We start from the raw sequence: 15,885 nt of genomic DNA on the forward strand, positions 1-15,885 counted from the left end.
TCTCCTGAATCAGGCCAGCCGGAAAACCCGGCGGGCATTTTCATCTGTTGTCTGTCCCAACCATGTGGCATCTTCTCCACGCCACTCCGCAATCTGGCGAATAATATGAGGCAGATAACAGGGTTCGTTACGGCGGGAGGCCGGTTTAGGGCGAAAATCCCGGGGTAACAGATAAGGTGCGTCGGTTTCCACCAACAGCCGATCGGCAGGAATATGCGGCAGTAAGGCGCGCAGCTCAAGCCCGCGACGCTCATCGCAAACCCAGCCGGTAATGCCGACCATCAGCCCCGCAGCCAGACACTCATCCAATTCATGACGATTGCCGGTAAAGCAGTGAACGACGGCGGCAGGTAACTGACTCAACCACGGCGTCAGCAGAGAGATAAAGCGGGAATGGGCATCACGACAGTGAAGGAAAACCGGCATGGACCGTTCGGCCGCTATCGCTAGCTGCGCACTGAATGCCCGTTCCTGCTCTTCTGGCGTCGAAAAGTTACGGTTGAAATCCAACCCGCATTCACCAATAGCAACCACGCAGGCGGCGCTTGCCATCTGATGAAGCTGCTCAGCGATGTCGTCATTCCATTGGCTGGCATCATGCGGATGAACGCCTGCCGTTGACCAACAGTAATCGGGGTAGGCTTGCGCCAGTAACATGGCCTGATGGCTTTCCTGAGCGCTTGTTCCGGTGATCAAGATGCCGCTGACACCCGCTTCCTTTGCCCGGATGACGACCTGCTCTCTGTCTTTTTCAAACTGAGAACTGGTTAGATTGACACCGATATCAAACATGACTCTCACCTGCCCGTGACCGTTCGCCGATTTTACGCTGGCGAATAAAAAAATAAGACCTCTCAAAGAGAGGTCATTTTACCGTCCTACCGCAGGAAACCGTTCGTTACTGCGATGGCTCTTCGGTTTCAGCGCGTCGGCCTTTGCCAACATAAAACCGCGAGAAGAAGACGCCGATTTCAAACAGCAGATACATGGGAATCGCCAGCAGCGTCTGCGAGAAAACATCCGGTGGCGTTAGCAACATACCGACAACGAACGCGCCGACCAAAATATAGGGGCGCTTTCTTTTCAGCTCTTCCGGCGTCACCACGCCACTCCAGCAGAGCAGCACAATGGCAACTGGCACTTCAAACGATATCCCGAACGCCATGAACAGCGCCATAACAAAATCGAGGTAGTTATTGATGTCCGTCGCAATCAGCACGCCAATAGGCGCGGTTTTCGCAAAAAAGCCAAACGCCAGCGGGAACACTACGAAGTACGCGAACGCCATGCCCATATAAAACAGCAGACTACTGGAGACCAGCAACGGCATCATTAAGCGACGCTCATGTTTATACAGGGCTGGAGCCACAAATGCCCACACCTGATACAGCACCAGCGGCGCAGCGACAAACACTGAGACAATCATCGTCAGTTTTATCGGCGCAAAAAAAGGCGAGGCGACATCAGTCGCGATCATGCTGGCACCCGCAGGTAATTGCTCAATGAGCGGGGCAGAAACCAGTTGATAAATGTCGTTGGCAAAGTACACCAGCGAAATAAATACCGCCAGCACACAGATAATGCTGTTCAGTAGCCGCTTACGTAGCTCAATCAGGTGGCTAATTAGCGGTTGAGTCTCTTCATCGGCCATAAACTAACGACTATCGCTCGGTTGGCGGGCAGAAACAGCAGAAGACTGGGACTGCTCAGGTTTGACATTATCGCTGCTGACAGCGTCATCACTCGCGGCGTTGTGACCATCATGGTGATGTTCAGCCACAGTAGCGCTTTCAGGTTTAGGCTGACTGACTGCCGGACGTACTGCGGTTTCCGTTTCAATCACCCCATCGTAGGCCGCTTCGGGATCGCTCAGCGGGGTGCTGTGCTGCGGTTCCACGGTCGCGCGATGACCTTCTGACGTTTGGTGGTCATCTGGCTTTTGCGGCGACACTGTCTCGGTATAGCCACGTTTCATCGCTTCCGCCGCTTCTTTGAGTTCATCCATTGAGGCTTTCAACTCAGGCGACAGGTTCTGCAAACTGGCTTTTTCGACTTTCTTCAGGCTTTCCTGAAACTCTTGGAGTTTCAGTTCCTGCGACAGCTCATTCTGAACCGTAGACGCCAGCGAACGCAGCGTCCTGATCCAGCTTGCAACCGTTCTGACTGCCACAGGCAAACGCTCCGGCCCGAGGACAATCAGGCCAAGAACCATCACCAATAGCAATTCACCAAAACCGATATCGAACACAGATTACACCTGCTCTTTATGCTGGCTCTTCGTTTCGCCTGGCTTGACGTCTGCTTGGTTGTCAGCGATAGACTTGGTAGAGAAATCGGCATCTGGCTGCGTTTTGTCCGCGCCAGTAGACGGCTGATCGTCACCCATCGCTTTCTTAAAGCCTTTGATGGATGCACCCAGATCCGAACCCAGCGTTCTCAGCTTGTTGGTTCCGAACAGTAAGATGACGATAACTGCGATAATCAACAGGTTCCAGAGACTAATACCACCCATAACATTTACCTCTTTTCAAAAAGGGGAACGACAGAATTCTCGTTATTATATCGGGTAATTCTGACGTGCATCATGATCTGCTTCAACGAGTTCGACGCCAACCGATAATCCAGGCAACAATTCCTGCGGCCATCAACCCCGAAGGAACCATATCGGCCTCAACACGGCTGATCAGTAATAACGTACCACTGATTAGCAACGTTGCGCCAATACCCAAAAGATATCGTGACTGCCCTTGACGAGACTGCTGCGTCTTCAACTCATAGGCCAACTGATCGACGCTTTGCTTTAACATCTTATGCTGACGTAACCCGTCATAAAATAATTCAGGGACTTCCGGCAATTTTTCAGCCCAGAACGGTGCTTTTTCTTTGAGCGCACGGAAAACCGCAGGCAAACCGACCTGTTGTTTCAGCCAGTTTTCCAGAAACGGCTTGGCGGTTTTCCACAGGTCGAGCTGCGGATAAAGCTGCCGCCCCACGCCTTCAACATACAGCAACGTTTTTTGCAACAACACTAGCTGAGGCTGTACTTCCATATTGAAGCGACGCGCCGTATTAAATAGATTTAGTAATACATGGCCGAACGAAATTTCTGCCAACGGCTTCTCAAAGATCGGCTCACAGACCGTACGAATGGCAAACTCAAAATCGGCAACATTGGTGTCTGGAGGCACCCAGCCCGAATCCACATGCAGTTCGGCAACTTTGCGATAATCGCGGTTGAAGAAGGCAATGAAATTCTCAGCCAGATAGCGCTTATCTTCTTTATTCAACGAACCAACGATGCCGCAATCAATACCAATGTATTGCGGGTCTTCAGGGTGCTCGTAGCTGATAAAGATATTGCCGGGGTGCATATCTGCGTGGAAGAAACTGTCGCGGAACACCTGCGTGAAGAAAACCTGAACGCCGCGTTCTGCCAGTAGCTTCATATCCGTGCCATTGGCTGTCAGCGCGTCGACATCAGAAACAGGAATACCGTAGATTCGCTCCATCACCAACATGCCTTCGCTGCAGTAATCCGAATAAACTTCCGGCACATACAGCATCGGGCTGTTCTCAAAATTACGCCGCAGTTGGATGGCGTTTGCCGCTTCTCGCAGCAGGTTCAGCTCATCAAGCAGCGTTTTTTCATATTCCAGCACCACTTCGCGCGGACGCAGGCGACGACCATCCGGCAACAGGTGCGGCAACCACCCCGCCAGACGTTTCATCAGACGCATATCCGCCTTGATGACAGGCAAAATATCCGGGCGAATAACCTTGATAACGATCTCTTTTCCCGTGCTTTTCAGACAAGCGGTATGCACCTGTGCAATCGAGGCAGAGGCCAGCGGTTTAATGTCAAAATCATCAAACCACTCTTCAAGGGGGATTCCGCCCATCGACAGCTCAATTTGCTCACGCGCCAATTTGCCATCAAACGGCTCAACCTTATCCTGCAACATCGCCAGTTGATCGGCGATAGCCGGTGGGAACAGATCGCGGCGTGTGGACATCATTTGTCCGAACTTAATCCACACGGGCCCCAGTTCCTGAAGCGCCAAACGCAGACGTTCCCCTAAAGGCTTAGTACGGTGACGATTGGGTAACCAGAACAGCAGACGACGACCCGCACGTAGCGGCAGCGTCAGACGCATTTTAGGAATAAGTTCGTCCAGACCATAGCTCAACAGCACACACACAATGCTGTAAAGGCGGCGTAATTCACTGGGCGTCATCGTAAAGCCTCCAGCTTCGCCAGCCGTTCGGACAACGTATCGGCGGATTTATCCAGCGCAACAATTTCCTCATGGAACCAGGCGTTTTCCAGTTTTCCCGGAGCCAGTCGCCACTCTTCCGTTAGCGTCTCAGACAAGAAATGTTGCTGCTGATGGAATGAGCGTCTCAGGAAACTTAGGGTTTTCTGTGCCGTTTGGGTAAGCCCCTGAGCAACAATATCGCCCAGATAGGGGGACAACCACTCCGCCGGATCGAACTCCGCCAGATCAACCAGCACGATGAACTGTTGAACAACTTGAATATCGCCTTCTATCACCAGCTCGCCGCTGCGCATCAGCGACGAGAGCTGTTGACGATCGCGTAATTTCATCAAAACCGGAACGCGTGTTTTCAGGCAGCAATCCGCTGGCTCGCCCCATTGGCTGATCACGTCCAGCCGCTGTTCGTTAAACACCAGCACCAAAGGCATATCCAGTTCAGCCAGCTCAATCTGAAGTGTTTTTCCCTGTAAGCGCTGGCGGGCAGACTTCATGCTTCTATCACAAGAAACCGTATCGTGAAAAAGCAGCTGATTCAGCGCGGTTTCCAGCGTAGCTGTCAGAAAAGACGTTATCAGCATTGGCGTTTCCAATCAGAATTTAAACCCACGATGCAGCGCAACGATTCCACCGGTGAGGTTGAAATAATTAACACTGTCAAAACCGGCATCGATCATCATCCCTTTCAGCGTTTCCTGATCGGGGTGCATGCGGATAGATTCCGCCAGATAGCGGTAGCTCCCGGCATCACTCGCCACGGCTTCGCCAATCCTCGGCAGGATATGAAATGAATACGCATCGTAAACGGTGCTCAGCTGTTTAATGATCGGTTTGGAAAACTCCAGCACCAGCAAGCGACCACCCGGCTTCAGCACGCGATACATTGAGCGCAGCGCTTTGTTTTTGTCCGTCACGTTGCGCAGACCAAAGGAGATAGTAATGCAGTCGAAAAAGTCATCAGGGAACGGCAGCGCTTCAGCATTGGCCTGCACGTAGTTGATGTTGTCAATAATGCCTTTGTTACGCAGTTTTTCGCGACCCACTTTCAGCATTGATGCGTTGATGTCCGCCAAAATGACCTCACCACCTTCGCCAACCATGCGGGAGAATTTAGCGGTTAAATCCCCTGTGCCTCCGGCAAGATCCAGAACACGCTGGTTACGTCTTACCCCACTACATTCGATAGTGAAACGCTTCCAGACACGGTGGATACCAAAGGACATCAGGTCATTCATCAAGTCATACTTTGCTGCTACAGAATGAAAAACCTCAGCCACCATGACTTCTTTTTCATCCCTGGCGACAGTCCGAAAACCAAAGTCGGCCGTTTTCTCCTGCTCACTTGCCATCTTATCCGCCTACTATTTCAGTCAAATTTCGGGTCTACCCATTAATGGTAAGAGTGTACCAGACCCGTATAAAAACCCCACTGCACTAATTTCGCATAGCATGGTGCCCAAGCCCACGAAATTCATACCTATTTAGTATGAATCAGTACGGGTAGCGAAAGGGGTTTCCCCTTCTTCGCCCTCCGTTTTCACGGTTGGTGAAACAGCGTCGGGTGCTACGGAATCCGGTAATTCATCGCGTTCAGCGTGCTCATGGGCCGTTGCTTTTTCTGCTAATGACGGGCTGATTGTGCGTTTAATTTCTACACCCAGCGCACGGAATCCCTCAGCCTGGCCAATAAGGTTACCACGCCCAGAGGAAAGTTTATTCATCGCCTGACGATAAGTGCCCTGTGCTTTATCCAAACCCTGCCCCAGCGCTTCCATATCATCGACAAACAACCGCAGTTTATCGTACAGCCGCGACGCTTTTTCAGCGATCTGCTGTGCATTGCGGCTCTGTTGTTCATAGCGCCATAAATTGGTAATGGTGCGTAATGCCACCAGCAGCGTGGTCGGGCTGACCAGCATAATATTGTGCTTTAGCGCCTCATTGATTAATTCGGGTTGGCGATCGATAGCGACCAGAAAAGCTGGTTCGACCGGAATAAACATCAGCACGTAGTCTAGCGAACGCAGGCCCGGAAGCTGCTGATAATCTTTGCTGCTCAACTGCCGAATATGGCTGCGAACCGAGAGCAAATGTTCGTTCAACGCCACACTGCGCTCTGCGTCATCGTCGCTATTGAAATAACGCTCGTAGGCCACCAGCGACATCTTGGCGTCGATCACGACATCTTTGCCCTGCGGTAAGCGCACGATGACATCCGGTTGCAGGCGGCTATTTGTCCCCGTCTGCACACTGACCTGTGTTTGGTACTCATAGCCTTCACGCAGGCCGGAAGCTTCCAGTACGCGGCTTAACACCACCTCGCCCCAGTTACCCTGCGTTTTGTTATCGCCTTTCAGCGCTTTCGTCAGATTGATGGCCTCATGTGCCATCTGCGCGTTCAGCTGTTGCAGATTGCGGATTTCGTGCGCCAACGTGTGACGCTCGCGCGCTTCCGCACCAAAGCTGTCCTGCACCTGACGGCGGAAACCATCAAGCTGCTCACGCAGCGGCATCAGCAGCTTATCCAGACTCTGTTTATTTTGTTCATCCACTTTGCGGCCGCTGTGTTCAAAAATCCGGTTCGCCAGATTCTCAAACTGCGTCGTCAATCGCTGTTCGCTGTTTGCCAGCAGCCGCTGCTTCTCTTCCGCCGCCATACGGGTTTCTTCCAGCCGAATGGTGACCTCCCGCAGCTCCGCTTCCTGTGCGCTATTTATTTCACGCAGTGTTCGCAGTTCCTGATTGAGCTGCACGCACTCCTCACGGAGTTCACTGAGCTGTTGCAACTTTTCATGGCTCGCAGAGAGTTGAGCGTGGACCGTGCGCAGCTCCAGCTCGTTTTGCCGTAGCCGCTGTTCGTCCAGTTGCTTTGCCTGCTGCTGTTCGCTGAGCGACTGCTGAGTCTGCTGCAATGTCTGCGCCAGCAGCTGCTGTTCGGTGTCATGCCGCGACAGCTTCTGCTGATGAATCAGGCTGGCAATTAACCACCCGACCAACAGACCCACTGCACCGCCGCCCAGACCATAAAATATGCTGATATCCACTTTGCCTCCGCAGGCCTTTCACGCTGTCGGTCAAGGTAAAATGATACTGTATGGATGTCCAGAAACAATTCCGGCGGGGAAGACTCTGAGCAGAAAAATGCGAGCCACATTCCATATGAAAATGGATAGATGATAATTTGCAGAAGAATCAGATCGGTAACGGTGGAATTCCCCCAACGCGAAACACCACGCTGGGGGAACAGAACAGAGGTGGGCGAGTTACGCTAAGCGCTGCTTAGCATCACTAATCGCTTTAGCGACCTGCTGCGGTGACACGCCACCTTGTGCAGCACGCTTATCCAGGCAGGATTGTAACGCCAGAATCGGGTACACATCCTCGCCAATCACGGCGCTGAATTTTTGCAGATCGGCCAGCGGCAACGCTTCCAATGCTTTGCCCTGACGAATGGCTTCAACCACCGCTTCGCCCACGATATGGTGCGCTTCACGGAATGGAACGCCTTTCGCGACCAGGTAATCCGCCAGCTCTGTCGAGTTCGCGTAGCCTTGTTCGGCTGCTTCTTTACAGCGCGGACGCTTCACCTGAATGCCTTCCAGCACCAGACCCGCCATCATCAGGCAGTCGTGCCAGGTATCCAGCGCGTCAAACAGCCCTTCTTTGTCTTCCTGCATATCTTTATTATACGCCAACGGCAGGCCTTTAAGCGTCATCATCATGCCGGTTAACGCGCCCTGTACGCGACCACATTTACCGCGAATCAGCTCCAGCGCATCCGGGTTTTTCTTCTGTGGCATCAGGGAAGAACCGGATGTCACACGGTCAGACAGCTCAACGAATGCCGCTTCACCGCTGTTGAAGAAGATCAGATCTTCGGCAAAACGCGACAGGTGGATCATACCGATCGAGGCATCGGACAGCAGTTCCAGTACATGATCGCGATCGGAAACCGTATCCAGACTGTTACGTGTGGCCGAGGCAAATCCCAGCCAGCCCGCCAGTTGCTCACGGTCGATCGGATAAGCCGTTCCCGCCAGCGCGCCACAGCCCAGCGGGCTGACATCCAGACGCTTCAGCGTATCTTCCAGACGGCTTTCATCACGCGCCAGCATCTCGTGGTAAGCCAGACACCAATGTGCAAACGTCACTGGCTGTGCGCGCTGCAAGTGGGTATAACCCGGCATCACCGCATCCTGATTGGCTTCCGCCGTCGTGACCAGCGCCTGACGCAGCTGGCGTACCGACAGCAGCAGCTCTGAAATCTGCGCCTTGCACCACAGTTTCAGGTCGGTCGCGACCTGATCGTTACGGCTACGACCGGTATGCAATTTTTTACCTAAATCGCCGACTTTCTCAATCAGGCGCTGTTCAACCCAGCTGTGAATGTCTTCTGCATCGCTTTGCAGGATCATCTCAGGGTCAGCCTGTACCTCAACCAGCAGCGCATTCAGCGCCTGTTCCAGTTGCTGCTGCTCCTGCTCGCTGAGCACATTGACCGTCACCAGCGCTTTCGACCAGCCGATCGAGCCAACGATGTCCTGTTCCGCCAGACGGTAATCAAACCGCAGTGAGTCATTAAATTGTTTAAAACGCTGATCTGCTGCCTGACTAAACCGACCGCCCCACAAAGCCATAACGATTACTCCCAGAATTTAATTCATGTTGGTATCGCATCATGCCATACCCAGAAACGACTTACGCCAGAATACGTGTACCAATCGCCACGCCGTTGAACAGCGCAGGTAGCTGCTCGGCATGACGCCAGCTGGCGATATCAACCGGACGCCCCAGCGCACGCGCGGCATCCAGCGCGGCGTTGACCTTAACAATCATGCCGTCGGTAATAATGCCCTGAGCAATCAGTTGCTCGGCTTTCTCTGCCGTCATTTCGGCAATACGCTGGCCTTTACCGTCCAGAATGCCGCTCACATCAGACAGCAGGATTAAATCCGCGCCCAGCGTTTGCGCCAGTGCCGTCGCCGCCTGATCGGCGTTGACGTTCATCAGGTCGCCCTGCGCCGTAATACCGATGGAGCTAACGACAGGCAGGTAACCCGCAGACAGCAGCGTATTCAGCAGCGCAGGCGATCCCGCTTCCGCTTTACCCACAAAGCCCAAAGACTCATCGAGCTGCGTGACCGTCGTGCTGCCGCCATCGCCCAGGCACAGGCCGACTGCGTTGATATCATGCTTCTTCGCCCATGAAAGCAGCGTCTTGTTGGCGGAACCCGCCAGCGCACCGGTGATGATGTCGATCTGATCGGCTGGCGTAACGCGCAGGCCGTTTTTCTTCACAACTGGCAGCGCCAGCTTCTTCATCAGATCATCCACCAGACAGCCGCCACCGTGCACAATCACCAGCGGACGCTGATGTTCCTGACGGTAAGCCACCAGTGCGGTGAACAGACGCTCCAGCGCTTCTTCGCTATCCAGTAAAACGCCACCTAATTTGATAATTAACGGATTCATTATGCTTCGCGCCTCGAAATGTCGGGACCAGTAGTCATTAAATTAACGATTGGGTTTCAGGGAAACCAAAACGAATGTTCATGCATTGCACAGCCTGCGCCGCCGCGCCTTTCAGCAGGTTATCTTCGGTTGCCACCACGATGAGGTGCTCACCGTCAACGGAGAAACCAATATCGCAGAACGGCAGGCCAACAACGGATTTCAACGCCGGAACGCCCTTGTCATACAGGCGAACCAACGGCTTATCGTGATAGGCGTTGTGATAGGCTTCGGCCACATCCTGCTGGGTGACGCCCGGTTGCAGGCGGCAGGTGATGGTTTCCAGAATACCGCGAGCGAAGTTGCCCAAATGCGGCGTGAAGATCACTGGCGTGCCGAGATGCGTTGAAATTTCAGGTTCATGACGATGGTTGAAAATACCGTACGGTTGAAAGCTGACTTCGCAGAAGCTGTTGGTCATAGACGCTTTACGCCCCGCCCCGCTCACGCCGCTCACGGCGTTAATCACCGGCCATTGCGCCGGGTTCAGCAACTGAGCGTCCAGCAGCGGCTTCAGCGCCAGCTGTGCGGCCGTTGGATAACAGCCCGGCACCGCAATCAGCTGCGCGTGTTTTACGCTTTCAGCACGCCATTCGGCCAGCCCGTAAACCGCTTTTGCCAGCCAGTCAGAGTGCTGATGCTCAAAACCATAGTAGCGACGATAAAAATCGGCATCCTGTACGCGGAACGCGCCGGATAAATCAAAAACGGTGCAGCCTGCCGCCAGAAAAACAGGGGCCAGATCGTGGCTGACTTTATGGTCGGTCGCCAGAAAAACGACATCCACGCCTTTCGCCGCTTCTTCCGCATCGGTCAGCGGTTTTACCGGTACATCAATGATGCCTTTGAGCTGCGGATGTAAATCAGAAATCAATTTTCCTGCATCGACACTTTGCGCAGAAACCATCAAAGCGGTTATGTTCATCTGTGGGTGACGGTTCAGGTAGAGCGCAAGCTCAGCGCCGGTATAACCACTTGCACCAACAATCAGCGTATTCAGCATGGGATCCGTATACCTTCTTACTTATCTATGGAACAGGTAACAGGGCTCACCAGCGTCGGTACGCTGTTCACCCGCGAAACTCAGTGAAAGTGACGAATCGCCATCGTCGTACCTTTGGGTTTCCTTTCGCCGAGCATTATTGTATTTTTATTCAAAATAAATGCATGAATATTGATACTATCCTAACCAGAGGCTGTCAACAGTGAAGATGAATTTACCCCCTTTTATTGAGCTATATCGGGCATTGATCGCCACACCGTCTATCAGTGCCACCGACAGCGCGCTCGATCAAAGTAATCATACCTTAATCAACCTGCTGGCAGGCTGGTTCGGCGATCTCGGCTTCCATGTGGAAGTCCAACCGGTCCCCGGCACCCTCAATAAATTTAATATGCTGGCGCGGATTGGTGAAGGAAAAGGTGGCTTATTGTTGGCAGGCCACACCGACACCGTCCCGTTCGACGATGGTCGCTGGACGCGCGACCCATTCACGCTGACCGAACATGACAACAAACTGTACGGCTTGGGTACGGCGGATATGAAAGGCTTCTTTGCCTTTATTCTGGATGCGTTACGCGATATCGATCCGACTAAGCTAACGAAACCGCTCTATGTGCTGGCAACGGCAGATGAAGAGACGACCATGGCCGGTGCCAAGTATTTCTCCGAATCCACGCAGATTCGCCCGGACTGCGCCATCATCGGCGAACCGACGTCGCTGCAACCGGTGCGCGCCCACAAGGGTCATATGTCCAACGCAATCCGCATTCAGGGGCAGTCCGGTCACTCCAGCGATCCTTCGCGTGGCGTGAACGCGATTGAACTGATGCACGAAGCCATTTCTCATCTGCTGGTATTGCGTAACACGCTACAGGAACGCTATCACAACCCGATTTTCCACATTCCTCACCCGACCATGAACCTCGGCCACATTCACGGCGGCGATGCCGCTAACCGCATCTGCGGCTGCTGTGAACTGCATATGGATATCCGTCCGCTGCCGGGCATTACGCTTAACGATTTGGATGGACTGCTGTCAGAAGCGCTTGAGCCCGTTAGCCAGCGCTGGCCGGGTCGGTTGACCATCAGCGAGCTGCACCCTCCGATTCCTGGCTATGAGTGCCCGCCCGATCACCGTCTGGTGTCAGTCTTAGAGAAGCTGCTGGGGACGAAAACGGAAATCGTGAACTACTGCACCGAAGCGCCGTTTATTCAGACGCTATGCCCGACGTTGGTTCTGGGACCGGGATCGATCGAGCAGGCGCACCAGCCGGATGAATATATTGATACCAAATTTATTAAACCAACGCGGGAGCTGATCTCGCAGGTGATTCATCACTTCTGTCACCACTGATCCGATGCAAACGGCCTTGTCAGCCACGCTGGCAGGGCTACTTTGAGACAGCTCATGAAAAAGAAAGACTTCATCGCGCAGGATTTACTGAGCAAAATCTATCAGCACACCGATCCGCTGCCGGAAAAGCTGCCGCCGGAACGCCAACTGGCGGAGGAATACGGCGTGTCGCGTTTTACCATCCGTCAGGCGCTGGAAAAGCTCGCCAGCATCGGCGCGATCCATATGGTACAGGGCTCGGGTAACTTCATTAATCAGGGCGTACGCAGCAATCCGCTGGTATATAACTCGATTACCGAAAAGAAATTTAATCAGATTTCATTCCGTCTGCTTAGCCTGCATAAGCGGCTACCGACGCGAGAAGAGCAACAGGTTTTTGCTATCAGCGAAAATACGTTCATCTGGGAATTCAGCCGGTTACGCTACGTCGATAACCGCAAGGTGCAGATCGAGATATCGAAAATGCCCGCCGCGGATTTCCCAGACATGAGCCAGAAGATTATTGAAAGCTCGATTCAGCAGTATGTGCTCAGCAAGGGCTACGCGATTTCACACTACCTGACGCATTATCAGGCGGTTAATGTCACCAAAGCACAGGCTGAGCTGCTGGGCTGCAAGAAAGGCACGGCGGCGATGCATATCCTTAATCGCGGTATTTTACAGGGCGGTCGCGTGTACGAATCGAGCGACATCATCGACATTAACTACGCCTGTACCTACGTCATCCCCTTCAACCGCGATAACCTGACCTTCCGCCAGTCACCGTAAGACTCAAGGCGTATGCATCGTGCCATCTGGCAGGCGGCTTTGCGTCCACTCGTGCGGACGATAGACGACGGGGAACTGCCGTGCCGCGTCCAGATCGATCCCAACGCCGATACCGGGGCGTTCAATCGGATACAGATAACCCTTCTCCGGCTCCACCGCCTGCGGGAAGACCTTGCGGGTATTTTCCGGGTAAGCGACAAATTCCTGAATAGCGGCGTTATGCAAATGGATATTCAGATGAATGTTGACCGCCGCGCCGATAGGCGTCATATCCGGCGGGCAGTGCCAGGCCAGACGAACGCCAAAGTTCTGACAGAACGCGCCCAGCTTCAGCGCTGGTGTGATCCCGCCAATCTGTGAGACATGGCAGCGAATGAAATCAACCTGACGGTTAATCACCAGATTCTGCCACTCGGCAGGGTTATTAAACAGCTCCCCAGTCGCCAGCGGCACCGCGCTCTGGCTGCGGATCTGCGCTAGCCACTCATTTTGCGCAGGCGGCAAAATGTCTTCGATAAAATAGGGACGATACACTTCTACCGCTTTAGCGAACTGCACTGCCTGGTTCGGGAACAAACGCTCATGAACATCATGCAGGATATGGAAACGATCGCCGTATTTCTCACGCAGCGCACGGAACATGGCGAGCGTGTTAGCCATGTACTGCTCCTGATCGTAATAGGCTCCCTCCGTTGGCTGCCGCGTGCTGTGCAGCGCATCGGGATTGCCGCCATAGAATCCTAGCTGACAGCGGATATGGCGATAGCCCTGCGCATACAGCCGATCCACTTCCTGATAAAGCCCGTCCAGCGTATCGCTGGCTGCATGGCTGTAAGCGGCAATGGCATCGCGGGATTTCCCACCAAACAGGTGATAAAGCGGCATATCCGCCAGCTTGCCCTTGATGTCCCACAGCGCCATATCGACGCCCGCCACCGCATTGTTGATAACCGGCCCGTTACGCCAATAGGCGTTAACCATCATCATGTGCCACAGATCTTCAATGTGGTTAGCATCTCGTCCTAGCAGCAGCGGTTTGAGGTACTCATCCACCATCGCTTTGACGGCCAGCGGGCGCTGCTGGAAGGTCGCACAGCCATAACCCGTCACGCCTTTATCCGTGTGAACCACCACCGTCACTAAATTATGACGGTCGGGACGGGTAACAAGACATTCAATGTCAGTAATGATTGTCGGCAACACAAAAATATCCTCCAGAGCATTTACCGGAATAGCGCTACCCGGCAAAAACACAGTCTAAAATTAGTTTCTTTTTTTGTTTTCTACTTATTTTTTCTTTTATTGTAAACCTATTATTTAAAAGATTTATTTTGGTTTGAAAAAGCCATCTAATTGATTAAAAAACCAGACCAATTATAGAATAATGGCAACAAACAACCCCTTATAGACTAACCATGTGACGAACTTCATATTTTATTGGTTTGTTTTTTCTTCTTTAAGTTTTTACTATCGGTGGAAATAATTCGGCCAAAAATAACATCAGGCTATGCGGGGAGTTTATTTCATGGGAAAAAACGACGTTATTCAGTCAATCATTAAACTGGTTGGCGGAAGCGAAAACATTAATAAAGCCTGGCACTGCATGACGCGGCTTCGGTTTGATTTAATTGATGAAAGTAAAGTGCAGACCGAAGCGATCAAGAATCTGCCAGGCATATTAGGTGCGCAACACCAGAGTGAACAGTTTCAGATTATTATCGGGCCGCAGGTCAATGAGTATTACGAATTGCTAAACGCCCAACTTTCCTCCACAACGCTTTCGCCTGCAACGACATCGCAGCCAGAGGTGCAGAAGCAGAAGAAGGGGCTGATTTCGCTGTTCATGGATACCGTTTCCGGCGTATTTGGTCCTATCGTCCCTGCTATCGCGGGTGCGGGGATGATCAAAGGGCTGCTGGCAGGGCTGATCGCCTTAAAAGTGGTCTCTGCCAAAACCGATACCGTGATCGTCCTCGACCTGATCGCCAGCGGTGTGTTCTATTTCTTACCTTTCTTCCTCGCCATCTCCGCAGCCAGGATATTTAAAACAAGCGAATATCTGGCAGCGGCTGTTGCAGCCTGCCTGATGTACCCGTCGTTGATAGAAGCGGCGAAGGCACTGGCCAGCAATAGCCCTAATGCGGTCAGCGCCTTTTACTTCATCGGTGTGCTCCCCATTCCAGTGTTCAACTATGCCGCCAGCGTCATCCCGGTGATTTTCTCCGTGCTGGCACTGAGCTACATCCATCGTTGGGTCGACCGCATCATGCCTTCGGTGCTGAAAACCGTGTTTACCCCAACGCTGACGCTGTTTATCGCCGCACTGGTGTCGCTCACCGTTATCGGACCATTCGGGATCTACCTCGGTAAACTACTGGCACTGTTTATTCAGAGCCTGTTCGATGTGTCGTCTATCTTTGCTGGTTTCGTGGTCGGTGCGATTCGGCCTGTCGCGATTCTGACTGGTATGCATCACGCGATGACGCCCATTGCGCTGCAAAATTTCAGCAATCAGGGCTTTGATATGCTGATGCCAATGATGTGTATGGCTAACATGGCGATTGCGGGTTCCACGTTTGCCATCTACTTCCATGCCAAAACCCGTCAGGACAAATCTGTCGTGCTGTCTGCTGGGGTTTCCGCGCTGCTCGGTATTACCGAACCTGCACTCTTCGGCGTACTGACCAAGTATAAAAAAGCGTTTATCTCCGCGACTATTGCCAGCTCCATCGCCTCGGCCTTTATCGCGTACTTCGGTGTCCGGCTGTATGGCTACATCTTGTCGAGTATTTTCAGCCTGCCAGCCTATATCGGCCCGTACTTTAGCTACGCGGTATCTGGCATGGCCATCGCCATCGTGCTTTCTTTCACGCTGACTTATATTCTGGTCGTCAGAGCGTCCAAACAGGCGTAACCGCACTCGCGGGGCCTTTGCGCCCCGCCATCCTTCCCCTCTAATTAGCTGTCCTAATATC

General features: G+C 52.9%; 15 protein-coding genes. 3 read left to right on the plus strand and 12 right to left on the minus strand.

What is annotated here, in order from left to right; all coding sequences use genetic code 11:
* Positions 1–9: 9 nt before the first annotated feature.
* The 11 genes from tatD to argC form a co-directional block, all read right to left on the minus strand.
* Entirely contained in the window at positions 10–792 is a 783-nt protein-coding gene (gene tatD / locus H4F65_RS12425) for a 3'-5' ssDNA/RNA exonuclease TatD (protein WP_010283814.1), read from the minus strand.
* 106 nt (positions 793–898) lie between these two features.
* Positions 899–1,651: a Sec-independent protein translocase subunit TatC gene (tatC, locus tag H4F65_RS12430; RefSeq protein WP_010283812.1), complete on the minus strand. Its 753-nt coding sequence runs from the start codon at positions 1,649–1,651 to the stop codon at positions 899–901.
* Between the two features lie 3 nt (positions 1,652–1,654).
* Positions 1,655–2,248 (minus strand): Sec-independent protein translocase protein TatB, encoded by a 594-nt coding sequence (gene tatB, locus H4F65_RS12435; protein WP_010283810.1) that lies wholly within the window; start codon positions 2,246–2,248, stop codon positions 1,655–1,657.
* A 3-nt stretch (positions 2,249–2,251) separates the two neighbouring features.
* Entirely contained in the window at positions 2,252–2,512 is a 261-nt protein-coding gene (gene tatA, locus H4F65_RS12440) for a Sec-independent protein translocase subunit TatA (protein WP_010283808.1), read from the minus strand.
* Between the two features lie 82 nt (positions 2,513–2,594).
* Positions 2,595–4,235 (minus strand): ubiquinone biosynthesis regulatory protein kinase UbiB, encoded by a 1,641-nt coding sequence (gene ubiB / locus H4F65_RS12445; RefSeq protein WP_010283806.1) that lies wholly within the window; start codon positions 4,233–4,235, stop codon positions 2,595–2,597.
* Positions 4,232–4,855: a ubiquinone biosynthesis protein UbiJ gene (ubiJ, locus tag H4F65_RS12450; protein ID WP_010283805.1), complete on the minus strand. Its 624-nt coding sequence runs from the start codon at positions 4,853–4,855 to the stop codon at positions 4,232–4,234. Before ubiJ ends, ubiB begins: the two co-directional genes overlap by 4 nt.
* Before the next feature lie 12 nt (positions 4,856–4,867).
* A complete protein-coding gene (gene ubiE / locus H4F65_RS12455) occupies positions 4,868–5,623 on the minus strand; it encodes a bifunctional demethylmenaquinone methyltransferase/2-methoxy-6-polyprenyl-1,4-benzoquinol methylase UbiE (protein ID WP_010283801.1) in 756 nt (251 codons plus the stop codon).
* Between the two features lie 132 nt (positions 5,624–5,755).
* Positions 5,756–7,318, minus strand: coding sequence for a DNA recombination protein RmuC (rmuC, locus tag H4F65_RS12460; protein WP_010283799.1), 1,563 nt, complete (start codon positions 7,316–7,318; stop codon positions 5,756–5,758).
* A 219-nt stretch (positions 7,319–7,537) separates the two neighbouring features.
* Positions 7,538–8,911 carry an argininosuccinate lyase gene (gene argH / locus H4F65_RS12465; RefSeq protein WP_010283797.1) on the minus strand — a complete coding sequence of 458 codons (1,374 nt, stop codon included), beginning with the start codon at positions 8,909–8,911 and terminating at the stop codon, positions 7,538–7,540.
* A gap of 61 nt (positions 8,912–8,972) precedes the next feature.
* Positions 8,973–9,746 (minus strand): acetylglutamate kinase, encoded by a 774-nt coding sequence (argB, locus tag H4F65_RS12470; RefSeq protein ID WP_010283794.1) that lies wholly within the window; start codon positions 9,744–9,746, stop codon positions 8,973–8,975.
* A gap of 37 nt (positions 9,747–9,783) precedes the next feature.
* Positions 9,784–10,788: an N-acetyl-gamma-glutamyl-phosphate reductase gene (argC, locus tag H4F65_RS12475; protein WP_010283792.1), complete on the minus strand. Its 1,005-nt coding sequence runs from the start codon at positions 10,786–10,788 to the stop codon at positions 9,784–9,786.
* A gap of 202 nt (positions 10,789–10,990) precedes the next feature.
* On the opposite strand from argC, the gene argE reads away from it, so the two are divergent.
* The gene (argE, locus tag H4F65_RS12480; RefSeq protein ID WP_146235398.1) at positions 10,991–12,142 is read left to right on the plus strand and encodes an acetylornithine deacetylase; all 1,152 of its coding nucleotides are present in this window, start codon (positions 10,991–10,993) and stop codon (positions 12,140–12,142) included.
* A 54-nt stretch (positions 12,143–12,196) separates the two neighbouring features.
* Positions 12,197–12,910, plus strand: coding sequence for a GntR family transcriptional regulator (locus H4F65_RS12485; RefSeq protein ID WP_010283786.1), 714 nt, complete (start codon positions 12,197–12,199; stop codon positions 12,908–12,910).
* A gap of 3 nt (positions 12,911–12,913) precedes the next feature.
* Here H4F65_RS12485 and H4F65_RS12490 read toward each other — a convergent pair whose 3' ends face one another.
* Positions 12,914–14,113, minus strand: a complete 1,200-nt coding sequence (locus tag H4F65_RS12490; protein ID WP_039320490.1) for a starvation-sensing protein RspA — start codon at positions 14,111–14,113, stop codon at positions 12,914–12,916.
* Positions 14,114–14,435: 322 nt separating this feature from the next.
* Between H4F65_RS12490 and H4F65_RS12495 the strand changes: the two genes are divergently transcribed.
* Positions 14,436–15,824 carry a PTS transporter subunit EIIC gene (locus tag H4F65_RS12495; protein WP_010283782.1) on the plus strand — a complete coding sequence of 463 codons (1,389 nt, stop codon included), beginning with the start codon at positions 14,436–14,438 and terminating at the stop codon, positions 15,822–15,824.
* Positions 15,825–15,885 lie beyond the last annotated feature (61 nt).

The organism is Pectobacterium brasiliense, from assembly GCF_016950255.1.
GTDB classification, from domain to species: Bacteria; Pseudomonadota; Gammaproteobacteria; order Enterobacterales; family Enterobacteriaceae; genus Pectobacterium; species Pectobacterium brasiliense.

Bases quoted from the DNA above. Each gene is read 5' to 3' on its own strand.
- H4F65_RS12495 (WP_010283782.1), top strand. From the start codon at position 14,436: ATGGGAAAAAACGACGTTATTCAGTCAATCATTAAACTGGTTGGCGGA.
- H4F65_RS12485 (WP_010283786.1), top strand. From the start codon at position 12,197: ATGAAAAAGAAAGACTTCATCGCGCAGGATTTACTGAGCAAAATCTAT.
- ubiE (WP_010283801.1), bottom strand. From the start codon at position 5,623: ATGGCAAGTGAGCAGGAGAAAACGGCCGACTTTGGTTTTCGGACTGTC.
- ubiJ (WP_010283805.1), bottom strand. From the start codon at position 4,855: ATGCTGATAACGTCTTTTCTGACAGCTACGCTGGAAACCGCGCTGAAT.
- argC (WP_010283792.1), bottom strand. From the start codon at position 10,788: ATGCTGAATACGCTGATTGTTGGTGCAAGTGGTTATACCGGCGCTGAG.
- tatA (WP_010283808.1), bottom strand. From the start codon at position 2,512: ATGGGTGGTATTAGTCTCTGGAACCTGTTGATTATCGCAGTTATCGTC.
- tatD (WP_010283814.1), bottom strand. From the start codon at position 792: ATGTTTGATATCGGTGTCAATCTAACCAGTTCTCAGTTTGAAAAAGAC.
- argB (WP_010283794.1), bottom strand. From the start codon at position 9,746: ATGAATCCGTTAATTATCAAATTAGGTGGCGTTTTACTGGATAGCGAA.
- tatC (WP_010283812.1), bottom strand. From the start codon at position 1,651: ATGGCCGATGAAGAGACTCAACCGCTAATTAGCCACCTGATTGAGCTA.
- ubiB (WP_010283806.1), bottom strand. From the start codon at position 4,235: ATGACGCCCAGTGAATTACGCCGCCTTTACAGCATTGTGTGTGTGCTG.
- argH (WP_010283797.1), bottom strand. From the start codon at position 8,911: ATGGCTTTGTGGGGCGGTCGGTTTAGTCAGGCAGCAGATCAGCGTTTT.